The sequence below is a fragment of the Candidatus Poriferisodalis sp. genome (genome assembly GCF_965198245.1).
Lineage (GTDB): Bacteria > Actinomycetota > Acidimicrobiia > Acidimicrobiales > Poriferisodalaceae > Poriferisodalis.
The window spans coordinates 3,123,948-3,145,177 of the sequence record NZ_OZ240249.1; the positions used below are offsets into that span (position 1 = coordinate 3,123,948).

General features: G+C 66.7%; 17 protein-coding genes. 1 reads left to right on the forward strand and 16 read right to left on the reverse strand.

Translation table 11 applies throughout. The features are described from left to right. Nucleotides 1-29: 29 nt before the first annotated feature. The 9 genes from coaBC to mihF form a co-directional block, all read right to left on the reverse strand. Nucleotides 30-1,319, reverse strand: coding sequence for a bifunctional phosphopantothenoylcysteine decarboxylase/phosphopantothenate--cysteine ligase CoaBC (gene coaBC, locus ACOCMM_RS13985; protein ID WP_419553748.1), 1,290 nt, complete (start codon nt 1,317-1,319; stop codon nt 30-32). A 74-nt stretch (nt 1,320-1,393) separates the two neighbouring features. Then, entirely contained in the window at nt 1,394-1,624 is a 231-nt protein-coding gene (locus ACOCMM_RS13990; RefSeq protein ID WP_419553749.1) for a DNA-directed RNA polymerase subunit omega, read from the reverse strand. Nucleotides 1,625-1,654: 30 nt separating this feature from the next. Continuing rightward, nucleotides 1,655-6,460, reverse strand: a complete 4,806-nt coding sequence (locus ACOCMM_RS13995) for a S8 family serine peptidase (RefSeq protein WP_419553750.1) — start codon at nt 6,458-6,460, stop codon at nt 1,655-1,657. Between the two features lie 167 nt (nt 6,461-6,627). After that, nucleotides 6,628-7,329 (reverse strand): flavoprotein, encoded by a 702-nt coding sequence (locus tag ACOCMM_RS14000; RefSeq protein WP_419553751.1) that lies wholly within the window; start codon nt 7,327-7,329, stop codon nt 6,628-6,630. 71 nt (nt 7,330-7,400) lie between these two features. After that, nucleotides 7,401-7,739 (reverse strand): DNA-directed RNA polymerase subunit omega, encoded by a 339-nt coding sequence (gene rpoZ, locus ACOCMM_RS14005; protein WP_419553752.1) that lies wholly within the window; start codon nt 7,737-7,739, stop codon nt 7,401-7,403. A 174-nt stretch (nt 7,740-7,913) separates the two neighbouring features. Further along, nucleotides 7,914-8,285, reverse strand: coding sequence for a hypothetical protein (locus tag ACOCMM_RS14010; RefSeq protein WP_419553753.1), 372 nt, complete (start codon nt 8,283-8,285; stop codon nt 7,914-7,916). A gap of 229 nt (nt 8,286-8,514) precedes the next feature. Then, entirely contained in the window at nt 8,515-8,973 is a 459-nt protein-coding gene (locus ACOCMM_RS14015) for a DUF805 domain-containing protein (protein ID WP_419553754.1), read from the reverse strand. Nucleotides 8,974-9,041: 68 nt separating this feature from the next. Then, entirely contained in the window at nt 9,042-9,653 is a 612-nt protein-coding gene (locus tag ACOCMM_RS14020) for a guanylate kinase (RefSeq protein WP_419553755.1), read from the reverse strand. Between the two features lie 10 nt (nt 9,654-9,663). Then, nucleotides 9,664-9,999, reverse strand: coding sequence for an integration host factor, actinobacterial type (gene mihF / locus ACOCMM_RS14025; RefSeq protein ID WP_419553756.1), 336 nt, complete (start codon nt 9,997-9,999; stop codon nt 9,664-9,666). A gap of 51 nt (nt 10,000-10,050) precedes the next feature. Between mihF and ACOCMM_RS14030 the strand changes: the two genes are divergently transcribed. Continuing rightward, the gene (locus ACOCMM_RS14030; protein WP_419554887.1) at nt 10,051-11,652 is read left to right on the forward strand and encodes an ATP-binding protein; all 1,602 of its coding nucleotides are present in this window, start codon (nt 10,051-10,053) and stop codon (nt 11,650-11,652) included. Nucleotides 11,653-11,776: 124 nt separating this feature from the next. On the opposite strand, the gene pyrF is transcribed toward ACOCMM_RS14030, so the two are convergent. The 7 genes from pyrF to pyrR are packed head-to-tail and all read right to left on the reverse strand — an operon-like array spanning nt 11,777 to nt 20,987. Next, on the reverse strand, nt 11,777-12,523 hold the full coding sequence (gene pyrF, locus ACOCMM_RS14035; RefSeq protein WP_419553757.1) for an orotidine-5'-phosphate decarboxylase: 747 nt from the start codon (nt 12,521-12,523) through the stop codon (nt 11,777-11,779). A 5-nt stretch (nt 12,524-12,528) separates the two neighbouring features. Continuing rightward, nucleotides 12,529-13,506 (reverse strand): dihydroorotate dehydrogenase, encoded by a 978-nt coding sequence (locus ACOCMM_RS14040; RefSeq protein WP_419553758.1) that lies wholly within the window; start codon nt 13,504-13,506, stop codon nt 12,529-12,531. Between the two features lie 7 nt (nt 13,507-13,513). Continuing rightward, on the reverse strand, nt 13,514-16,882 hold the full coding sequence (gene carB / locus ACOCMM_RS14045; protein WP_419553759.1) for a carbamoyl-phosphate synthase large subunit: 3,369 nt from the start codon (nt 16,880-16,882) through the stop codon (nt 13,514-13,516). Next, nucleotides 16,882-18,033 carry a glutamine-hydrolyzing carbamoyl-phosphate synthase small subunit gene (gene carA, locus ACOCMM_RS14050; protein ID WP_419553760.1) on the reverse strand — a complete coding sequence of 384 codons (1,152 nt, stop codon included), beginning with the start codon at nt 18,031-18,033 and terminating at the stop codon, nt 16,882-16,884. The genes carB and carA overlap by 1 nt, the downstream gene beginning before the upstream one ends. Further along, complete coding sequence (locus ACOCMM_RS14055) at nt 18,030-19,391, reverse strand: dihydroorotase (protein ID WP_419553761.1); 1,362 nt, start codon at nt 19,389-19,391, stop codon at nt 18,030-18,032. Before ACOCMM_RS14055 ends, carA begins: the two co-directional genes overlap by 4 nt. Then, complete coding sequence (locus ACOCMM_RS14060) at nt 19,384-20,445, reverse strand: aspartate carbamoyltransferase catalytic subunit (RefSeq protein WP_419553762.1); 1,062 nt, start codon at nt 20,443-20,445, stop codon at nt 19,384-19,386. The genes ACOCMM_RS14055 and ACOCMM_RS14060 overlap by 8 nt, the downstream gene beginning before the upstream one ends. Then, nucleotides 20,442-20,987 carry a bifunctional pyr operon transcriptional regulator/uracil phosphoribosyltransferase PyrR gene (gene pyrR, locus ACOCMM_RS14065; protein ID WP_419554888.1) on the reverse strand — a complete coding sequence of 182 codons (546 nt, stop codon included), beginning with the start codon at nt 20,985-20,987 and terminating at the stop codon, nt 20,442-20,444. Before pyrR ends, ACOCMM_RS14060 begins: the two co-directional genes overlap by 4 nt. Nucleotides 20,988-21,230 lie beyond the last annotated feature (243 nt).

Here is a 21,230-nt window from a genome sequence, read left to right on the forward strand (position 1 = left end):
GACGGCCTGAGCCGAAACCCAGCAGACGGTCAGCGGCGAAGCTCGGCGACAGCGTCGAGCACGGCGTCGGCCACCTCGCGCTTCGAGCACAGAGGCAGCGGTCGCACGGTGCCGTCGGCCAGCAGGATGGTCACGATGTTGGTGTCGTGTGCGAAGCCCGCGCCCGCGGCCGAGACGTCGTTCGCGACCATCACGTCGAGGTTCTTGCGCGCCAGCTTCTGTGCTGCGTTGTCGAGCACATCCGCCGTCTCGGCGGCGAAACCGACGAGTACCTGGCCCGGAGGCTTGCTGGCCCCGAGCCCGGCGAGGATGTCCGCTGTGTGCTCGAGTGCGATCACCGGCGGCGCACCGCTGTCGCGTGCGTCGCCCTTCTTGATCTTCTGAGGGGCGACTTCTGCGGGCCGGAAGTCGGCCACTGCAGCCGCCATGAGGATGACCCCGGCGTCAGCGTGTGCACGCACAGCAGCTTCCATCTCGGCTGCTGATTCGACCCGTACCTCCCGGATGCCTTCAGGGCAGGGCAGCGCGGCACTGGTTACCAAGGTGACGTCGGCGCCTCGGTCCCTCGCTGCGGTGGCGATGGCGTAGCCCTGCTTGCCTGACGAACGGTTGCCGATGAAGCGAACTGGATCGATGGGTTCGCGGGTGCCTCCCGCCGTCACCGTCACGTTGACGCCTGCGAAGTCCCGGCGCGCCACCAATGGCTGGCGCACCTCGGTTGAGTCCGGTTGTGCCCCAAGCACTGCGCCGACGGCGTCGAAGATCGTGGCCGGCTCGGCGAGGCGGCCTGTGCCGACATCGCCGCCGGCGAGCCGGCCCGCTTCAGGCACCACAATGTGCACGCCCCGGCCGGTGAGCACAGCGAGGTTGTGCTGCACGGCGTCGTGTTCCCACATCTCGGTGTGCATGGCGGGGCATACGACCACTGGGGCACGCGTCGCGAGCAGCGTGGCGGTGAGCAAGCCGTCGGAAATACCGGCTGCGTAGCTGCCGATGACCCGTGCCGTGGCGGGCGCCACGACGATGACGTCCGCTGTCTGGCCCAGCGTCGTATGCGGGATCGGATCGTCTTCACCGAAGATCGACGTGCGAGCACGCTCGCTGGCGAGCGCATCGAACGTGGCCCGGCCCACGAATCGCTGCGCTGCGGCCGTCATCACCGGTATGACGTGAGCGCCGGCGTCCATCATCAGCCTGCAGAGGATCACGGCCTTGTACGCGGCGATGCCGCCGCTGACTCCGAGCACCACGCGGCGCCCGGCGAACGGCGACTGTGCCCGAGCAGAGTCGGGACTGAGGCGATCGGCAGAGTCCGTCACTGCCGCGCAAGGGTACGCCCCGCTGTCAATTCTCGACAGCAAACCCCGACAGGGCTGGGTTGTGGTACGTGGCGCTAGGCCTCGAGGTCGGGAACAACCTCGAGCATGGCAGCGTCGGCCTCGGCTGCAGCGAGCGCTTCGGCTTCCAGCCGTGCCCGCTCTTCGGGATCGAAGCGCTCGAAGGTGATCTTGTCGGCCTCGATCTCCTCGAACGCGATCGACAGCGGCTTGCGAGCGACCGACGCCACCTGCGGCGGCACGACCGAGCCGATGCCGCCGTCGAGCTGGTTGTAGTACGAGCGCATGCGCTGGTCGCCCGCATCGACGTCTGCGCTCTAGGACGGAGCTGCAGCAGAGGCAGCACTCCGAGGCAACGCAGAATTGTCGCTGTCGATCTGCGAACAGCCCGAGCTGTTGCACGCCGCCACCCAATAGTAATTTTCGCCGGGATCAGGACTCGCATGGGTATAGCTCGTGCCCCTCACATTCCCCTCCAGCAGCTCGCAGAACGAAGTAGAGCCGCCCGCACGAACACGACACGACGACCCAAAGAAATCGTCGTAATACACCCGATAGAACGTCGCACCCGCGACCGCGTCCCAGCTCAACACAATCGACGAACCCTCAAACGCAAACCGCGCATCAGGAGCAGCAGGCACCGTGCCCGCCGACCTCGCCGGACGCTCGCCGTCGATCTGCGAACAGCCCGAGCTGTTGCACGCCGCCACCCAATAGTAATTGTCGCCGGGATCAGGACTCGCATGGGTATAGCTCGTGCCCCTCACATTCCCCTCCAGCAGCTCGCAGAACGAAGTAGAGCCGCCCGCACGAACACGACACGACGACCCAAAGAAATCGTCGTAATACACCCGATAGAACGTCGCACCCGCGACCGCGTCCCAGCTCAACACAATCGACGAACCCTCAAACGCAAACCGCGCATCAGGAGCAGCAGGCACCGTGCCCGCCGACCTCGCCGGACGCTCGCCGTCGATCTGCGAACAGCCCGAGCTGTTGCACGCCGCCACCCAATAGTAATTGTCGCCGGGATCAGGACTCGCATGGGTATAGCTCGTGCCCCTCACATTCCCCTCCAGCAGCTCGCAGAACGAAGTAGAGCCGCCCGCACGAACACGACACGACGACCCAAAGAAATCGTCGTAATACACCCGATAGAACGTCGCACCCGCGACCGCGTCCCAGCTCAACACAATCGACGAACCCTCAAACGCAAACCGCGCATCAGGAGCAGCAGGCACCGTGCCCGCCGACCTCGCCGGACGCTCGCCGTCGATCTGCGAACAGCCCGAGCTGTTGCACGCCGCCACCCAGTAATAGTTGTCGCCGGGATCAGGACTCGCATGGGTATAGCTCGTGCCCCTCACATTCCCCTCCAGCAGCTCGCAGAACGAAGTAGAGCCGCCCGCACGAACACGACACGACGACCCAAAGAAATCGTCGTAATACACCCGATAGAACGTCGCACCCGCGACCGCGTCCCAGCTCAACACAATCGACGAACCCTCAAACGCAAACCGCGCATCAGGAGCAGCAGGCACCGTGCCCGCCGACCTCGCCGGACGCTCGCCGTCGATCTGCGAACAGCCCGAGCTGTTGCACGCCGCCACCCAATAGTAATTTTCGCCGGGATCAGGACTCGCATGGGTATAGCTCGTGCCCCTCACATTCCCCTCCAGCAGCTCGCAGAACGAAGTAGAGCCGCCCGCACGAACACGACACGACGACCCAAAGAAATCGTCGTAATACACCCGATAGAACGTCGCACCCGCGACCGCGTCCCAGCTCAACACAATCGACGAACCCTCAAACGCAAACCGCGCATCAGGAGCAGCAGGCACCGTGCCCGCCGACCTCGCCGGACGCTCGCCGTCGATCTGCGAACAGCCCGAGCTGTTGCACGCCGCCACCCAGTAATAGTTGTCGCCGGGATCAGGACTCGCATGGGTATAGCTCGTGCCCCTCACATTCCCCTCCAGCAGCTCGCAGAACGAAGTAGAGCCGCCCGCACGAACACGACACGACGACCCAAAGAAATCGTCGTAATACACCCGATAGAACGTCGCACCCGCGACCGCGTCCCAGCTCAACACAATCGACGAACCCTCAAACGCAAACCGCGCATCAGGAGCAGCAGGCACCGTGCCCGCCGACCTCGCCGGACGCTCGCCGTCGATCTGCGAACAGCCCGAGCTGTTGCACGCCGCCACCCAGTAATAGTTGTCGCCGGGATCAGGACTCGCATGGGTATAGCTCGTGCCCCTCACATTCCCCTCCAGCAGCTCGCAGAACGAAGTAGAGCCGCCCGCACGAACACGACACGACGACCCAAAGAAATCGTCGTAATACACCCGATAGAACGTCGCACCCGCGACCGCGTCCCAGCTCAACACAATCGACGAACCCTCAAACGCAAACCGCTGATTCAGCGGACTTGGCGGCACCTCGGCCTTGTCGTCGGTGACCGTGACGCGGACGTTCTGCGTTGATGTGAGCAACCGCTCGATGCTCCCCGACGTCGCGGACAACACGACGTCGTAGACGTTGTCGCCGTCGGCGTCGCCGGGCGAGTCGTAGTCCGGGGCACGGGTGAATGCAAGATTGCCCACAGCATCCATCTCGAATGCGTCATGGTCGGCGCCTGCCGTGATCCCGTAGGTACTGACGTCATCCTGGGGGTCGTCATCGACCGCGGTGACGCTGAGGACATGCGTGGCGTTCTCGCGCACCGTCGCTGAGACCGGGCTCGTGAATCGTGGCGCGCTGTTGCTGACCGCAGGAGGCGCGGGGACGGCACCCACCGCAGCGCCCAGCGCACTGATCGCGGCATGCGGCTGAACGATGCCCCAGCCGAAGTCGTCGGTTCGCACGCCAGGCTGCGTGCTGCCGGGCTGCAAGGCCGTGGAAAGCAGCGCTTGGCGGATCTGCACCGCCGAGGCTTGGGGATAGCGGGCCTTGAGATGCGCCACTATGCCGCTGATCATCGGTGCCGCCATCGATGTGCCGTTGTTGTCGTCGCCTGCGCATCCTTCGGGGGGCTTGCACGGCACCGTCGAGTAGATCTGCTTGCCCGGGGCGGCGATGTCGACCCAGCGATTAGAAGTACTGAAGGCGGCCCTCGTGCCGCCCTGCGTGGTGGCCGCAACCGCGATCACGTCGGCATGGCTGGCGGGAATCTCCCTGGCGTTGCGATTGGCGAGTCGATTGCCCCGGTTGCCGGCCGCAGCGACCAACACCACATCGCTTGCCGCTGCCAAGTGGATGACGGTGTCCAGCGTCGTCGGAAACGGCCTGTTAGCTACCCAAGGGCGTCCGAACGACATATTGATGACGTCGGCGCCCTGCTCTACAGCTCTTTGGATCGCTTGTGATGCCGTCCAGATCTCTCGTGCGCATTCGCTGTCGAAGGGCGCATTGCCCAGCGGCAGCTTGACCGAGAGGAGCTTCGCACGCGGCGCGATGCCCGCCAAGGCGATGCCGTTGCCGGCCTCTGCCGCCACGATGCCCGCGACGTGGGTGCCGTGCGATGCCAGATCGCGGCGGTGACAGCTGTTGCCTGTGGTCACGACGCTGCCAGAGAGGTCGGCGTGGCTGGCGTCGACACCGCTGTCGATGACCGCCACGGTCACGTCCGCAGCGGCTGGCCATCCGTCCCACAACGCCTTCGCGTCGAACATCGGCAGGAACCACTGCCGGCCGGCATCGGGATCGCCGGTGGTGTAGTCATAGGGCCCGGTGACCCCGTAGCCGGTGAACGGCAGGTCGACGGCAACCACCGTGGCGTCCTGCGCCAAATCGCCTCGCGCTTGTGCCAAGGTCCGCCCATTGAGCGGTTCGTACTCGATCACAACGCAGCCGTCCACGATACGGACGATCTCGATTTGGTCGTTCAGCACGGCGGGCACTGCCGCGTCGGGACACCCTTCGGTGGCGTCGAGCGCACCTACCGACGACAGGAGACCGTCGATCCGGCTGTAGTCGACAGTTTCCAGCGGACCCGAAGTCGACACAGCCCCGCCCGAGATGTAGCCGTTGACCGACGCCTGTGAGACTGCGGCTTCGCCCCCGAAGACGCGCAGCTCCACAGCAGCCACGCCGCTGGATGCAGCCGACGCACGCGCCTCGGACAGGTAGCCGGCCGTCTCGGAGGGCACCAAGTCCCTGTCCGCCAGCAGCAAGGGGGCGCACAACAGGGCGAGCAGCGGCGCTGCGCTGAACGAGTCGAACGGAATGCTGGCACGGGCCAAGCCCGCGCGTTGGGAAGTGAAGCAGTCGTCGCCGTAGCTGCCCAAGACGAGTCCCGCTGCCTTCACCGCCGTCTCGTACCGGTTCTTCCCTTCAAGCCGTGTCACTTCGATCCCGAGAGATGTGACAGCGTCTTCGACGTCTTTGTGCAGCGCTCCACGGCCGCCCATGATCACGACATGGCGAACGCTGACACTGCGGAGGTAATCAGCCACGTCGGGGTGAAGCATCGCTGGCGGGGTGAGCAGCACAGGGTGAGAACCGCGAGCCGCGAATGTGCCCGCGACGAGGGCATCGGCAAATACCTCACCGCTGGCGATAATCGCAGTAGATCCCATATCGCCCAGATTGCCGGGCTTGCCGAGACGCCGCGCAGCCGCGACGCTGGTCTCGTATCGGCCCGCGTCGACGATCCGCTCCACGGTGATGCCCAACTCCTTCAGCGCCGTTTCCACCTCGGCGCCTACCCCGTCAGATTCGCTGGCTGCACCGATGATCAACGCATGGGACACCCCCGTGCGCTGCAAAAACGCTTCGGCATCGGCGCGCAACGCGTCGGGCGGCGTTGCCAGCACTGCGGTCTCCAGGAATCCGGCCAATGGCGCCGCCACAACCGCGGCGGTCCAGCTCTGGCCTGAAACCATGACTACTGAGTCGAGCGACCCGCCCGCATGAGCGGCCACTGCCTCGGCTGCGATCAACGACGTCGCGTACCGGTCCGCGCCTCCGAAACGCGTCACATCTACCCCGGCCAGTTGTTCAGCCGCACCAGCCGTTGAAATGGGTACCAGCAGGCTGCCCGCTGTGACCACTAACGCCGTGAGTGCTGTGGCCCACTGTCGTATCGTCTTTCGGCCGGATTCGTTGCGCTCATGCATATAGGTGCGACTCTAGCGTCGCACGACGCAGCACGATTCCTGACTAGCCCGACTGGGGGCGATGCGTACGGGTGCGGTCCACGAATGCCGCTATCTCGCCAACGGTGCTGGAGATATCCCGGTTGACCACAATCAGATCGGCCATCCGATAGCCCACCGGCAGCTCCTCATCCGATGAAACGCACCGGATCAATGGCATCGCGGGTGCCGCCCGCAGTGACCGTGACGCTGACGCCCGCAAAGTCGCGCAGCGCCGGCGAAGGCTCGCAGGCAGGGCTCGGTTCCGGAAGCCCGGCGAGCACCTTCCCGACGGCATCGAAGATCGTGGCCGGCTCGGCAAGGCGGCCCGTCCCGATGTCCCCGCCGGCGAGACGGCCCGCCTCGGGCACCACGATGTGCACTCCCCGGCCGGTCAGCACCTCGATGTTGTGCTGCACGGCATCGTGCTCCCACATCTCGGTGTGCATGGCTGGACAGACCACGACCGGTGCCCGCGTGGCAAGCAGCGCTGCAGTGAGCAAGCCGTCGGAGATGCCGGCGGCGTAGCTGCCGATGACACGCGCCGTAGCGGGCGCCACAACCACCACCTCGGCTGTCTGACCCAGCGTGGTGTGCGGGATCGGATCGTCCTCTCCGAAGATGGACGTCTGCACTCGCTCGCTGGCCAAGGCATCGAACGTGGCCCTGCCGACGAAGCGCAGTGCCGCGGCGGTCATCACCGGGATGACGTGTGCACCGGCATCCATCATCAGCCGACACAGGATTACGGCCTTGTACGCGGCGATGCCGCCGCTGACGCCGAGCACGACACGACGCCCGTCGAACGGCGAATCGGGGACAGCCTCGGGTTGATCGGCAGAGTCGGTCACTGCTGCGAAAGGCTACGCCCCGCTGCCAATTCCCGACAGGGCCTGCCTGATTCGAGGGACTGTCAGGCCAGCTAGGCCTCGAGGTCGGGAACAACCTCGAGCATGGCAGCGTCGGCCTCGGCTGCAGCGAGCGCTTCGGCTTCCAGCCGTGCCCGCTCTTCGGGATCGAAGCGCTCGAAGGTGATCTTGTCGGCCTCGATCTCCTCGAACGCGATCGACAGCGGCTTGCGAGCGACCGACGCCACCTGCGGCGGCACGACCGAGCCGATGCCGCCGTCGAGCTGGTTGTAGTACGAGTTGATCTGCCGAGACCGCATGGCCGCAAGGCTCACGAGGGTGAACTTCGAGTCGACCTTGGAGAGAAGGTCCTCGAGTCCCGGCGTGATCATGGTGTCGGTTGACTCAGTCATCGCAGGATGCAGGCTACCGGCGAGCAAGGCTCGCTCCATCGAGGCCGGTGCCAGTCGCCTACCGCTGGGAGTTCGTCACCTGATGCGCAAGGGAGCGCCGTCGGCGGCCCGCCCGCACCCCGCGTACGCAACCTCACCACGAGATCCACCACGAGATCCCATGGTCGAAGTGGTTCAATAGAAGATGATGACGAACTCCGTGACCGTCAGCGCGCATGCAAACAGCGAGACGATCAACCCGATGACGCCGAGTCGACTCGAGGCCTGCCCGTCTCGCTTTGCCGACAGAACGCTGGCCGTGCACAGTATCACTGCCGGTGTCGCTGTGATGAGTTCGATGGGCAGGATTACAAAGACAAAGAGGAGAAAGCCCGTGAGCCCCACGAAGACATCGTCGTTGTCCTCAGCGAACCCCAGCGCAAGCAACGCAAACCACAGGGGTGGGACAACTGCCACGATCGAGACGACGAATCCGGCGATCCCGAGGCCGTTCGAGTTGCGATGCGAGGACTCGCCGGAAGCACCGTCGCGCGGCGGGGCAGGCACCGGCTGAACTCCCGGAGGATTCGGCCCGACTTGATCGGGTGCCGGCCGATTCATGACCCGCGGCGGCGGGGCGGGCATCGGCCGATGCCGCAGAGGCCTTGGTTCGTCTTGATCGGGTGCCGGCCGATTCATGCCATCGACTCACGTTGCCCTGCGAGGCAGCCCGTTGGCACGGACGCTCTTTGGCGGACGCAATCTCATGTGGCTTCTGGAAGCGCCGCTCCAGGTATCAGTCTCGCTGCGGGCCGAATCTGTTGCCGCCCTGCGTACCTGGGAACGCCAGAAACACAAGCAACAACACAGAGCCCACGACCGGAATCAGCCTAGACAGGATCCACCAAGCTGACTTATCTGTGTCATGCAGTCGCCTCGCCTCCGCGGCGAGGAGCGGCAGCACAGTTGCGACTAAGTACAGCAAGGCAATCACGCCGAAGGCCGAATAAAGGCGCGAGAGCAGCAGCCCAATGATGAAGACAATTACCTGGGCCAAGAAAAAGAGCCAGAACTCCGATCGCCGATCTCGGCCTCTGAAGTTCGCATAGTTCTTCAACGCTCGGGTGTATGCAGCAAGCATCTCTCGGTTGTCCTTTCTGGCTTCCAAATTCCGGTGCAGCCGCAACCGGATGAGTTCCTCAGGCCAGCCGAGGCGTCCCCAACCGGCCGTCAGCCAGCGAACTGTAGCAGCCATGCTCCATGTTCATGTCACTGTGCTCTGCGTTCATACCGCGCCGATCTGGCCGAACGACGCGAGCCAGTTCAGGACTGTGCTGCAGGCGGGCGGCGGGAGCGTGTGCGGTCCACGAACGCGGCGATCTCGCCCACGGTGCTGGAGATGTCCCGATTCACCACGATGAGGTCAGCCATCCGGTAGCCCACGGGCAGTTCCTCATCGGCCTTGGCGAGCCGGCGTGCTACCTCGGCGTCCGGGTCCCCTCGCCGGCGCATGCGCCGTTCCTGCTCGGCGCGGCTCGGCGGAAGCACCATGATCACCAGCGCAGACGGATCGCGATTGCGCACCGAGACAGCGCCCTGCACGTCGATCTCGAGCACCAGATCCCTTTCGAGGTCGGGCGGCGGCATCGGGGTGCCGTAGCGATACTCGAAGAAGTCGGCCCATTCCAGGAATCCTCCCGAAGCGATCCGGGCCTCGAACTCGGTTGCCGTCACGAAGGTGTACGCCTCGGCTGGCTCCCCGACACGGCGAGGACGGGTCGTCCAGGATCGGCTCAGCAACAGGGTCGGATCCCGCGCCACCAGCTCGGCCACGATCGTGCCCTTGCCGGCGCCGCCGGGCCCGCACGCCACGTAGAGCGTCACGCCCCAAGGCGCGGCCGGACTCGCAGCGCCACTGGGCGCCGGGTTGGTCATGCGACTGTATTCACGCGCCTGAGGCGGAATCCTGTGCGAAGTGCTCGCTCAAACGGCGCCGCTGCGTATCGCCGAGACCCCGCAGTCGCCGATTGTCGGCGATGCCTATCTCGGCCATCAGGCGACGGGCCTTGACCTTGCCGAGACCCGGCATCGACTCCAAGGCGGCGAGTGCCTTGAGCTTGCCGACGTTCTCGACAGTGTCGGCTTCGGCCAGCAACTCGTCGAAGGTGAGCAAGCCCATCTTCAACCGGTGCTTGACGTTTGCGCGGACCTCGCGGGCCTCCTTGGCCTTGGCCAGCGCCTCGGCACGCTGCTCGTCACTGAGTTCAGGCAGCGGACACATTGTCGTGCAGTGTAGCTACGCCGCCCATAGGGCTTAGGGACACTCGATCGAATCGCCAAGACAGCTGTGGCGTTCTCCAACGCCGACGGCGGGGTGATCCTGCTCGGTGTCTCCGATAGGGGGCAGGTCATGGGCCTCGCGCTCAGTGGCGACAAAGAGATCGAGATCCACAACCGACTGGCTCGCCTCATCGGACTTGGCGACTACCAGATCCACCGGCTCAAAGCAGCAGGCCGAGATGTCGCTGCCATCGGATTGGATCGCCAACGGGACGGGTTCGTCCAGTCGAGCGACGGCCAGGTCAAGGAACGACGTGGCGCATCCAACCACACCCTCATGGGAACCCAACTCGCCGATTTCATAGCCCGCCGATTCGTGCGCGCCCCGGAAGCGACCGCGACTGGGGCGGGGCCAGACCAGATCGACGATGACCTCGCGCTGCAGCTCGCGACCGCCTGGGGGTGGAATATCGCAGGCGATCTGGACCTGCTCATGCAACGGCTGAGGGACAGCGCCTTCTTGGTCGGCACCGGCCACAACGAGCGATTGAGCGTCGCCGGTGCCCTGTACCTCGTCACGGATCCCGGCACGGTGCTCGGTAAGGCCTACGTGGAGGTGTTCCGGTACCGCGACGACGGCCTCGACTACGACCGCCGGATCGAGTTCCGAGGTCCGCTCCAAGAACAGGTCCGCAGAGCCGCCGAGTTCGTCCTAGACGAGCTCGGCTTCGATATGGCGACGTTGGGCGTCGACCGCCACGAACTCCATCGACTGCCTCACTCCGCTCTTCGAGAGGCCATCGCCAACGCAGTCGCACATCGCTCCTATGCCGCGACTGGTGAGGCAGTACGCATCGAGATCCGTCCGGATCGAGTCGTCGTGCGCTCCCCTGGCGCGCTGCCCGGCGGGGTCACATTGACCGATATCGCCGAGCGGTCCGTGCCGCGAAACATCCTGGTCATCCGCACGCTCCGCTTCTTCGGCATCGCCGAGGATGCCGGCCGAGGTGTCGATCTCATGTATCGACACATGGCTCTCAATCTGATGTCGCCACCCCGCTTCGCCGCAGATGACGCATCGGTGACGGTCACTCTGCGCCTCGGTTCAGAGGCGACTCCCGCAGAACGCGCGCAGCTTGCGCAGATGCTGGCAGGCGGGGATGACGCATCGACTCGGCCGCATTCTGTCGGCGAGCGGGAACCGACGGATGAGCGCACAAGCCCGCAGGATGCAAGGCTCCTGCTCCACGCCGCCAGGGGAAGAACGCTCACCAACGCCCGTGCGCGAGCATTGCTCGGGATCGACGTCCGAGATAGCCGGGCGGCGCTCCACCGTCTGCGAGATCGAGGCTTGCTCGAACAGCACGGCACCGACTCGGGGACCGTCTACAGCCTTCACTCCCGGTTCAGTGGTCCTGAAGGCGCCCGGACGCGACCCCGGGACTTCGTCGCCGAGGTGCTCGCGTTGTCGCGCGAGGGTCCCATCACCAATACGAGCGTACGAACCCGAACCGGTCTCGACCGGGCAACGGCCGTGCGGATACTCAACCGCCTCGTCGCCGAGGGCCGGCTGGAGCGGCGGGGCACCAAACGAGGCACGCACTACGTCCGCCGACAGGGATCTTCAGGACGAAACCGCAGCCGAAGAGGTTGAACGGGCACTGTTATGACATATTCGTTTGAAGCCCAATATGGTGGATAACGAAGTTGTCATAATTGAGTGGAATGATTCACCTTGGGCAATAATCGCACCCGAGCAGCACGATCGGCCCCGGGACCTAGGGTCCGGCCAGCTCGGCATCCACTTCGGCGACGATGGACGCAGCCGCGGCTTGCGGATCGGGTGCCGCGGTTACCGCACGTCCGATGACGAGCAGGTCGGCACCGGCAGCCAGTGCCGCTGACGGGGTGGCAACCCGGCGCTGATCGGCTGCCGGCACGCCGCTGGGTCGTATGCCGGGCACGACGCGGAGCAGCCCGGGCGCCGCCGCCGACACCGTCGGGAGATCTGACGCGGCGCAGACAAGGCCGCCACAGCCGGAATCGCGGGCCAGCGCAGCACGTTGCGCCAGCACCTCTGGCGTGGCTTCGGCGTCCGAAGTAAGGACAGTGACGCCGAGAGCAACGGGTGCGACGCTCGGCATCGATGAGCTGCTCGACATCTCAGCGCCTTCAGCCAGTCCGCGTGCTCCTGCAGCCAGCACGTCCGGCCCGCCCTGGGTGTGCACGGTGAGCAGCCAGATACCCAGCGCACCGGCACGCCGTGCAGCCCGCTCCACCGTGTTCGGGATGTCGTGCAGCTTGAGGTCCAAGAACACCCCGCAGCCCGTCGCCACGATGTCTCTCACGAGCGAGGGACCCTCTGCGACGAACAGCTCGAGGCCGACCTTCATGACGCCGAAGTCGGCTCCGAAGCGTTCCACCAGCGCCAGTGCCGCTGCCCGATCCTGCACGTCCAGTGCCAGTGCCAGCCGGTCTCGGGCTGCGCCGCTGCGGAGCGTCGCGGCCGATCCGGAAGTGGTCATTGCGTTCAACTGCTTTCCTGTCTGCTCTTGACCGCTGAGCTGGGCCCGGTTCGGCGGTGATGGGCCCGGCCAGTCAATTCGGCGGCCGCGAAGACTCCATGCTTCTTGCACCAGCGGCGCAACTCAGACACCACCTTGCGCGGAGCTCGCGGATCCCAGAACGATGCCGTGCCGACCTGTATCGCACAGGCTCCGGCCGCCATGAGCTCCACGGCGTGCTCGGCTGCCGCCACACCGCCGACACCCACGATCGGCACCTCGCCTAACGCCGCCCGCACGTCGAAGATGGCCCGGACGGCCACGGGCCGGATCGCCGGACCCGACAGCCCGCCGCCGACATTGCCGAGCGTGGGCACCGCAGTGACGGGATCGATGGACATTCCGAAGACGGTGTTGATGAGCGTGAGGGCTTCGGCTCCTGCGGTCAGCGCGGCGGCGGCGATCTCGACCAGATCGGTCACGTTGGGGGTGAGCTTTGCCCACAGCGGCACACCTGCAGCGGTCGCGGCGCTTATGGCATCGGCAGTAGCCGCCGGATCGCATGCAAACATCTGGCCCCGGCCCTCAAGGTTCGGGCAGCTGACGTTCACCTCCAGTGCCGTCAGGCCAGCATCGGCCAGGGTCCGAGCCGCTGCCTCATAGTCAGCCACCGTGCGGCCCCAGATGCTGGCCACCACCCGCGCCCCAGTTCGACGCAAGCGCGGCAGTTCGGTCTCGAGCCAGGCCTCGGCGCCGGGGTTCTGCAGACCCACCGCGTTGAGCATCCCGGCGGGCGTGCCCACAACCCGGGGCGCTGGATTCCCGGCCCAGGCGAACGGCGACAGCGACTTGGTCACCACCGCACCCAGCTCGGCAAGGTCGAGGTACGCGCGGAGTTCGGTGCCGTAGCCAGCGGTTCCCGATGCGGTCATCACGGGATTGGGCAGCTCGACGCTGCCGATCCGTACTGCCATATCGATTGACAGGTCGCCCGACATACTCATTGGGGCCTCAGGCATGTTCACGCCGCATCGACGCATCGAGGCTCGCGTGGAAGTCCTGCAGCGGTCGCACTTGCAGGTCGCTCGCGAGCCATTCCCGCATGCCCGTCGCCACTGCTCGTGCGGCGGCGACCGTCGTGAAGCAGGGAATGTGATGGGAGCGGGCGGCCGCGCGAATGTGGCGGCCGTCGAGTTGGGCGCCGCGGCCCCGGGGCGTGTTGACGACCAAGTCCACCCGGCCCGCTGCCATGAGCTGCACAGCGTCCTCGCCGGGCGAGGTCTCCTCGCCGTCGGCCGACAGCTTCGCCACCTCGACATCAACGGGCACGCCGTGGCTCCGCAAGAAGCTTGCCGTGCCGGCGGTGGCCGCTATGTCGAAGCCGATCTCAGCGAGCACCCGAGCCGCTTCCAGCCCCTCGGGTTTGTCTCGGTCCGCCAAGGTCAGCAGCACTGTGCCTTCGGAGGGCAGCACGTCGCCTGCGGCAATCTGGCTCTTCGCGAACGCCAGCCCGAAGGTGGCGTCGATGCCCATGACCTCACCGGTGGAGCGCATCTCGGGACCCAGCACGGTGTCCACCGAGGGGAACCTGCCGAACGGCAGCACTGCTTCCTTCACGGCCACGTGGCGCGGCGCAGCGTCAGGGTCCGCCCCACCGGCCAATGACGACCCGCTGTGCAGTTGCCCGTTGCGAGCCCATTCAGGCAGCATCCCGGCAGCGACGAGTTCGTCGAGCGTTTCTCCCGCCATCACCCGTGCCGCCGCCTTCGCAAGCGATACCCCCGTGGCCTTGGCCACGAACGGAACCGTGCGAGACGCCCGTGGGTTGGCCTCGATCACGAACACCTCGCCGGCTTTCACAGCGAACTGCACGTTCAGCAGACCGACCACACCCAGCGCTTCGGCCAACCGCTGCGTGTGCGAAACGATGACCTGCTGGACTTCGCCGCTGAGGCTCGGCGGCGGGATGGCGCAAGCGCTGTCGCCCGAGTGCACCCCGGCCTGCTCGACGTGTTCCATGATCCCGCCGAGCATCCACGCCCCGGTGCGGTCGCGCAGCGAGTCCACGTCGACCTCGATGGCGTCTTCGAGGAACTGGTCCACGAGCACGGGCCGCTCGGCCGACAGCCCGCCTTCTCGTCCCAACGAGGAGAACAGGGCGAGCTCGGCCATCGTTGCAGCCAACTCAGCGTGGTCATAGACAACCGTCATGGCTCGGCCGCCCAGCACGTAGCTGGGGCGCACCAACGCGGGAAAGCCGATCTGCTCGCAGATCGCGGCTGCCTCGGCCGGTCCCGACGCAGTGCCGCCGGGCGGCTGGGGGATGGCGAGCTCTGTGCACAGAACGTTCCAGCGCTCTCGGTCCTCGGCGAGGTCGATGGAGTCAGCGGGAGTGCCGCACACAAGCTCAGCCGGCAACTCGGAGGCCAGCTTGAGCGGCGTCTGCCCGCCCAGGCTCACGATGACGCCGACCGGCTCCTCGGCTTCGATGATGTTGTAGACGTCCTCGACGGTCAGCGGTTCGAAGTACAGCCGGTCGGAGGTGTCGTAGTCGGTGGAGACCGTCTCGGGGTTGCAGTTCACCATCACGGTCTCGTAGCCGGCCTCGCGCAAGGCGAAGCTGGCGTGCACGCAGCAGTAGTCGAACTCGATGCCCTGGCCGATGCGGTTTGGTCCCGAGCCCAGAATGATCATCCGGGGGCGGGTGCTAGGGCGGATCTCGTCCTCGTCTTCGTAGGTGGAGTAGTGGTACGGCGTGCGGGCGTCGAACTCGGCCGCGCAGGTATCCACCGTCTTGAACGTGGCGCGCACGCCGGCTTCGAGACGCGCGGCCCGAACCTCGGCTTCGCTCACGTCCCACAACCACGCCAGTTGCGCATCGGCGAAGCCGAACTGCTTGGCGCGCCGCCAAGTGCGACGGTCCATCGAGGCCACTCCCCCGATGGCTTCCAGTACCTCGCGCTCATCGATGATGGCGAGCATCTGGTCCACGAACCAGGGGTCCACGCCAGTGTTGGCGCTGATGGCATCGGGGTCGGCGCCTCGTCGCAGCAGCTCGCCCATCTCGAAGATGCGTTCGGGCGTGGGCGTCTCGATGGCCTCGAGCAGCTCAGCGGTGGAGCGTTCGGCGTACTGCGTCTCGCCCGCGTCGGCGTTCAGACCGAACCGGCCCTGCTCGAGGCTGCGCAGCGCTTTCTGCAGGCTTTCACCGAAGGTGCGTCCGATGGCCATCACCTCGCCCACGGACTGCATCTGCGGGCCGAGCACGGGTGCCGCGCCGGGCAGCTTCTCGAACGCCCAGCGCGGGATCTTGGTCACCACGTAGTCGATGGTGGGCTCGAAGCTGGCGGGGGTCTCGCCGGTGATGTCGTTGCGGATCTCGTCGAGCGTGTAGCCGATGGCGAGGCGGGCTGCGATCTTGGCGATCGGGAAGCCGGTGGCCTTCGAAGCCAGCGCCGAGCTGCGGCTGACCCGCGGATTCATCTCGATGATGATCCGCTCGCCGTTGGCGGGATTCACCGCGAACTGCACGTTCGAACCGCCGGTCTCCACGCCGATGCGGCGGATGCAGGCGAACGCTGCGTCGCGCATTTCCTGGTATTCGACGTCGGAGAGGGTCTGTGTGGGGGCGACCGTGATGGAGTCGCCGGTGTGCACGCCCATCGCGTCGAAGTTCTCGATGGAGCAGATCACCACGCAGTTGTCGGCGCGGTCACGCATCACCTCAAGCTCGAATTCCTTCCAGCCCCGCACGGACTGCTCGATGAGGATCTCGCTGATCGGGCTGGCATCGAGGCCCGTCGCTGCGGCAGCCTCGAACTCGTCGGGCGTGGTGGCGAAGCCGGTCCCCTCGCCGCCCAGGATGTAGGCAGGTCGGATGATGACCGGCAGGCCGATCTCGTCGATCGCTTGGCGGGCATCGTCCATGGAGTGCGCGATGGCCGAGCGAGCGCATTTGAGACCGATCTCGGTCATGGCCTGGCGGAAACGGTCGCGGTCCTCGGCAGTGGCGATGGCCTGTTCTGACGCTCCGATCATCTCGACGCCGTAGCGATCCAGCACGCCGCTGTGGCTGAGCTCGGTGGCCAGGTTCAGCGCGGTCTGGCCGCCGAGGGTGGGCAGCAGCGCGTCGGGACGTTCACGGGCGATGATCGCTTCGAGCACGGCGGCGTCGAGCGGTTCGACGTAGGTGGCGTCGGCGAATTCCGGGTCGGTCATGATCGTGGCGGGATTCGAGTTCGCCAGGATCACCCGGTAGTCCTCTTCGCGCAGCACACGGCAGGCCTGGGTGCCCGAGTAGTCGAACTCGCAGGCTTGGCCGATGACGATGGGTCCCGAGCCGATGATCAGGATCGAGGAGATGTCATCGCGGCGGCCCATCAGCTGCTCCCCCGCTGGCGGCCGGAACCGTTGCGGGTGCCTCCCCAGAACGTCGACATGAGGTCCGCAAAGCGATCGAAGAGGTAGCGCGAGTCGTGCGGTCCGGGGCTGGCTTCGGGGTGGTACTGCACGCAGAACGCGGGCAGGTCGCGGCAGGCGAAGCCCTCGAGCGCCCCGTCGTTCAGGCAGACATGCGTCTCGTCGACTCCCGGCACAGAGCCCGATTCGATGGCGAAGTTGTGGTTCTGACTGGTGATCTCGATACGGCCGGTGGACTCGTCGCGCACCGGCACGTTGCCGCCGTGGTGGCCGAAGGGAAGCTTGTAGGAGCGGCCGCCGAGGGCAAGGCCGAGCACCTGCTGGCCCAGGCAGATGCCGAAGATCGGAACCACGCCCAGCAGGTCCCCCAGCGCCGTGGTGACGCCGCCGGCCATCTGGGGGTCGCCTGGACCGTTGGAGAGGAAGATCCCATCGGGTTCTCGGGCCAGCACCTCGGCCGCGGGGGTTGACGCCGGCACGATTTCGACGGTGGCAATGCGCCCGAGATTCGTGGCGATGGCGCGCTTGATGCCCAAGTCGTACGCGACGACCCGCCACGGCCCGTCGCCCGCGGTGTACGGCTCGACGGTGGTGACCTCGCTGACGAGGTCGACGCCTGCAGTGCCGGGCTCGGCGCGGGCGGCGACTGCGAGACGTTCCAGCGCGTCGTCGTTGGGGGCAGGGCCGAACGCGCCAGGCATGGCGCCGTGGTTGCGGACGTGGCGAGTCAGCCGGCGCGTGTCCACGCCGGCGATGCCGGCGATGCCGTGGCGGACGAGGTACGAGTTGAGGTCTCCCTCGGAGCGCCAATTCGATCGACGCCTGGCTAGGTCGCGGACGATGACGCCACGGCAGAAGGGCCGGCTCGACTCGGCATCGGCGGCGGTGATGCCGTAGTTGCCGATGTGGGGGTAGGTGAAGGCGATGATCTGGCCCGCGTAGGAAGGGTCGGTGATGACCTCCTGGTAGCCGGTCATCACCGTGTTGAATACGACCTCACCGGAGGCCACCCCATCAGATGCTGTTGGGGGCGCGCCGATCATCTCGCCCTCGAAGACGGTGCCGTCGGTAAGCACGAGGGCGCCTGATGCGGGAACGCTTGACTGGTTCATCGTCCTGCCCCCGCGCTTCGGGCCGCGAACATCACGGCGGGCTCGCACGGCTGCCCATTGGCCACGACGAGATGCCCGGCGACGACTGTCGCGGTCACCATGGCGCTCATCGACCGGCCTCGGTGCGGGGTATTTCGCGCCATCGACACTGAGCCTCGCTCGGCCAGCGTCCAGGTCCGGTCGAGATCGAGCACCACGAGGTTTGCCGGTTGGCCCGGCTCGATGAGCCCACCGCCGAGGTGTGCGGCGCCGGCCAGCTCAGCCGGTCGCCACGACAGCGCGTCCAGCGCTGCTTCAAGACCGATCTCGGGATGACCGAGGGTGAGTGCGGCGCAGGTTTCGAGCGAGGCAATGCCAGGCGGCGCTTCATCGAAGGGCAGATCCTTGGACTGCGGCGGCACTGGCGAATGGCCGCTGACGATGGCGTCGATGGTGCGGTCGTTGACGCCGGCGATCAGCGCGTCCCGGTCGGCCGCAGTGCGGTACGGCGGCTCGGCGCGCATCAGCGTGTCGTAGCCGTCGGCGTGGGCATCAATGAACAGCAGGTGCTCGGCAGTGACCGAGGCCGAGACGTCCAGCCCTTCGGCCTTGGCGGCGCGCACCAGCTCGACGGTACGGGCGGCGCTGATGCGGTCGAGGTGCAGGCGGCCGCCGGTGAGCCGTGCAACGCCGATGGCGACGGCAGCTGCCAACTCCTCGGAGGCAGCGGGCTCGCCCGCCAGCCCCATCCGCGCCGAAACTGCGCCTTCAGCCATGGCGGCAGCGCCGGCGAGGTGAGCGGTGGCAGGGCGCACGGACACGACAGCGTCGAGGGGTCCTGCGTACTGCAGGGCGCGTCGCAGGAGGCCGACGTCATCGGGAGGCCCGACGTCGGTGAACCATCGAACACCGGCGTCAGCCAGCTCGGCCATCGGCGAGAGGCGGCGCCCGGCCCGCTCGGCCGTGATCGTGGCGGCGGGAATGATGTGGCCGCGGGCGTGCGCCGCATTGCGGCGGAGCTCGGCTAGCTGTCCCAGACGGTCGAGCGGGGGTTCGGTGTCGGGCTGGGCCATCACGGCGGTGAAGCCGCCCCGCACGGCCGCCGCGCTGGCTGTGGCGACGGTCTCGGCTTCCTCGTTGCCCGGCTCGCCCAGGCGTGCGAACAGGTCCACGAAACCCGAGACGACCACGCAGCCTGAGGCGTCGATCAGGCGTGCGGGGCCATCGACGGTCACGCCCGGCGGATTCACTGCCGCGATCTGGCCGTCAACCACGGTGATGTCGGCACGGCGCCGCCCGGCACGCTCGACGATCTCACCGCCCGTGATCACCAGGGCCGCTTCGGCAGCCGGCATCGGGAGCGTCTGGGTCTCAGGCATCGCTCTGTCCCGACGTGTCGGTCCCTGCCGATTCGGCCCCTGGCAGCGCAGTGCCCGATCCGATGAGGCGGAACAGCACCGCCATGCGGGCCGCCACGCCGTGGGACACCTGCTGGGTGACCAGCACCCGGCTGGCAGCCAAGTCTTCGAACACGGCGCCCGCTATCTCGATGCCACGGTTCATCGGACCCGGGTGGGTGATGACGGCATCGGGGCGCAGACGCTGGGCTCGTTCGGCGGTGAGGCCGTAGTGGGCCACGTACTCGGTGACCGAGCCGATCAGCCCGTCGGCCATGCGCTCGCGCTGGCAGCGCAGCAGCCCCACCACGTCGAGCCCGCCGAGCACGTCGTCGAGGCTGTGGGTGATCTCGACACGCTGTGCGGCATCAGGCGGCAGCCAGCAGTCGATCCAGTCGCGGGGCTGTGCTGGGAGCAGCGTCGGCGGTGCGACCAGCACGATGCTGGCGCCGAGCGCGGCATAGGCCTCGATGTCGCTGCGGGCGACTCGACTGTGGACGATGTCGCCGACGATGCCGATACGTCGCCCTGCCAGCGTGGGCTGTTCAGCCGCCTCGGTTCCTGGCGGGCTGTCAGGGGCGGGGCTGAAGTGCCGCCACAGGGTGTAGGCGTCCTGCAGACCCTGGGTGGGGTGGGCATGCCAGCCGTCGCCGCCGTTGAGGACGGAGACGCCTTCGTCGGCCCAGCGCGCGATCTGGGCGGGCACTCCGGCGCTGCGATGCCGCACCACGGCGGCGTCGATGCCCATGGCCTGGATGGTCTCGAAGGTGTCTCGCAGCGACTCGCCCTTGGAGAGCGACGACGAGGCAGCCGAGAACGTCAGCACGTCGGCCGACAGCCGTTTCGCAGCGGTCTCGAACGCCAGCCGGGTACGAGTGGATTCCTCGAAGAACAGGGTGGCCACGGTGCGGCCCCGCAGGGCGGGCACCCTGGGGATGGGCCGGCGGCCAACCTCCACGAAGCGGTCGGTGAGCGCCAGCAGCTCGGCGATGCCTTCGGTGCCGAGCTCGGCCAGCGTCAGCAGGTGCCCACTCACTTGCGCATCTCCCCCAGCAGCACGCCCTCGAGCGATACGTCCACCATTTCCTCGCGGCTGGTGGGCAGGTTCTTGCCGACGAAGTCGGGGCGGATCGGCAGCTCGCGGTGACCGCGGTCGATCACCACGGCCAGTTGCACGGCGCGGGGCCGCCCGAAGTCGTTCAGGGCGTCGAGCGCGGCGCGGATGGTGCGGCCGGTGAACAGCACGTCGTCGACCAGCACGACCGTCATGCCGTCGAGGTCGAAGGGGATGTCGGTGACGGCTTCAGCCATGACCGGACGCAGGCCGATGTCGTCGCGATGCAAGACGACGTCGAGCGTTCCGAAAGGCACGTCGGTGCCGTCGATCTCGAACAGCAGGCGCACGATGCGCAGCGCAATCTGCACGCCGCCGGTCTGGAGGCCCACCACCACGACGTTGTCGAGGCCCTGGTTGCGCTCGAGGATCTCGTGGCTGACCCGGGTGAGCGCCCGATGGACCCCGCTGGAATCGAGAATGGTGGTCCGGGCAACAAAAACGCCCCCATAGGGGGGCGTCATACGTCGCTCGCGGTCTGCCACGCGCAAGTCCTTCCTGTCCGTACGGGCCTCACAGGACCCGCTTCACGGTCAGATCCGCACCCTAGCGCGGGCATGTCTCGAACTGACGCGTATTTGGAGGCCGCGCGGATAGGTGACGTCTCGGAATGTTGCTGTCACGCTTTCTTTGTGCAATTTTGCCGTCTGTGGCGGCATTTCTGCGCAAAGTCCGGGCCGTGGGGCCGCCGAACGTCGCCACCTATC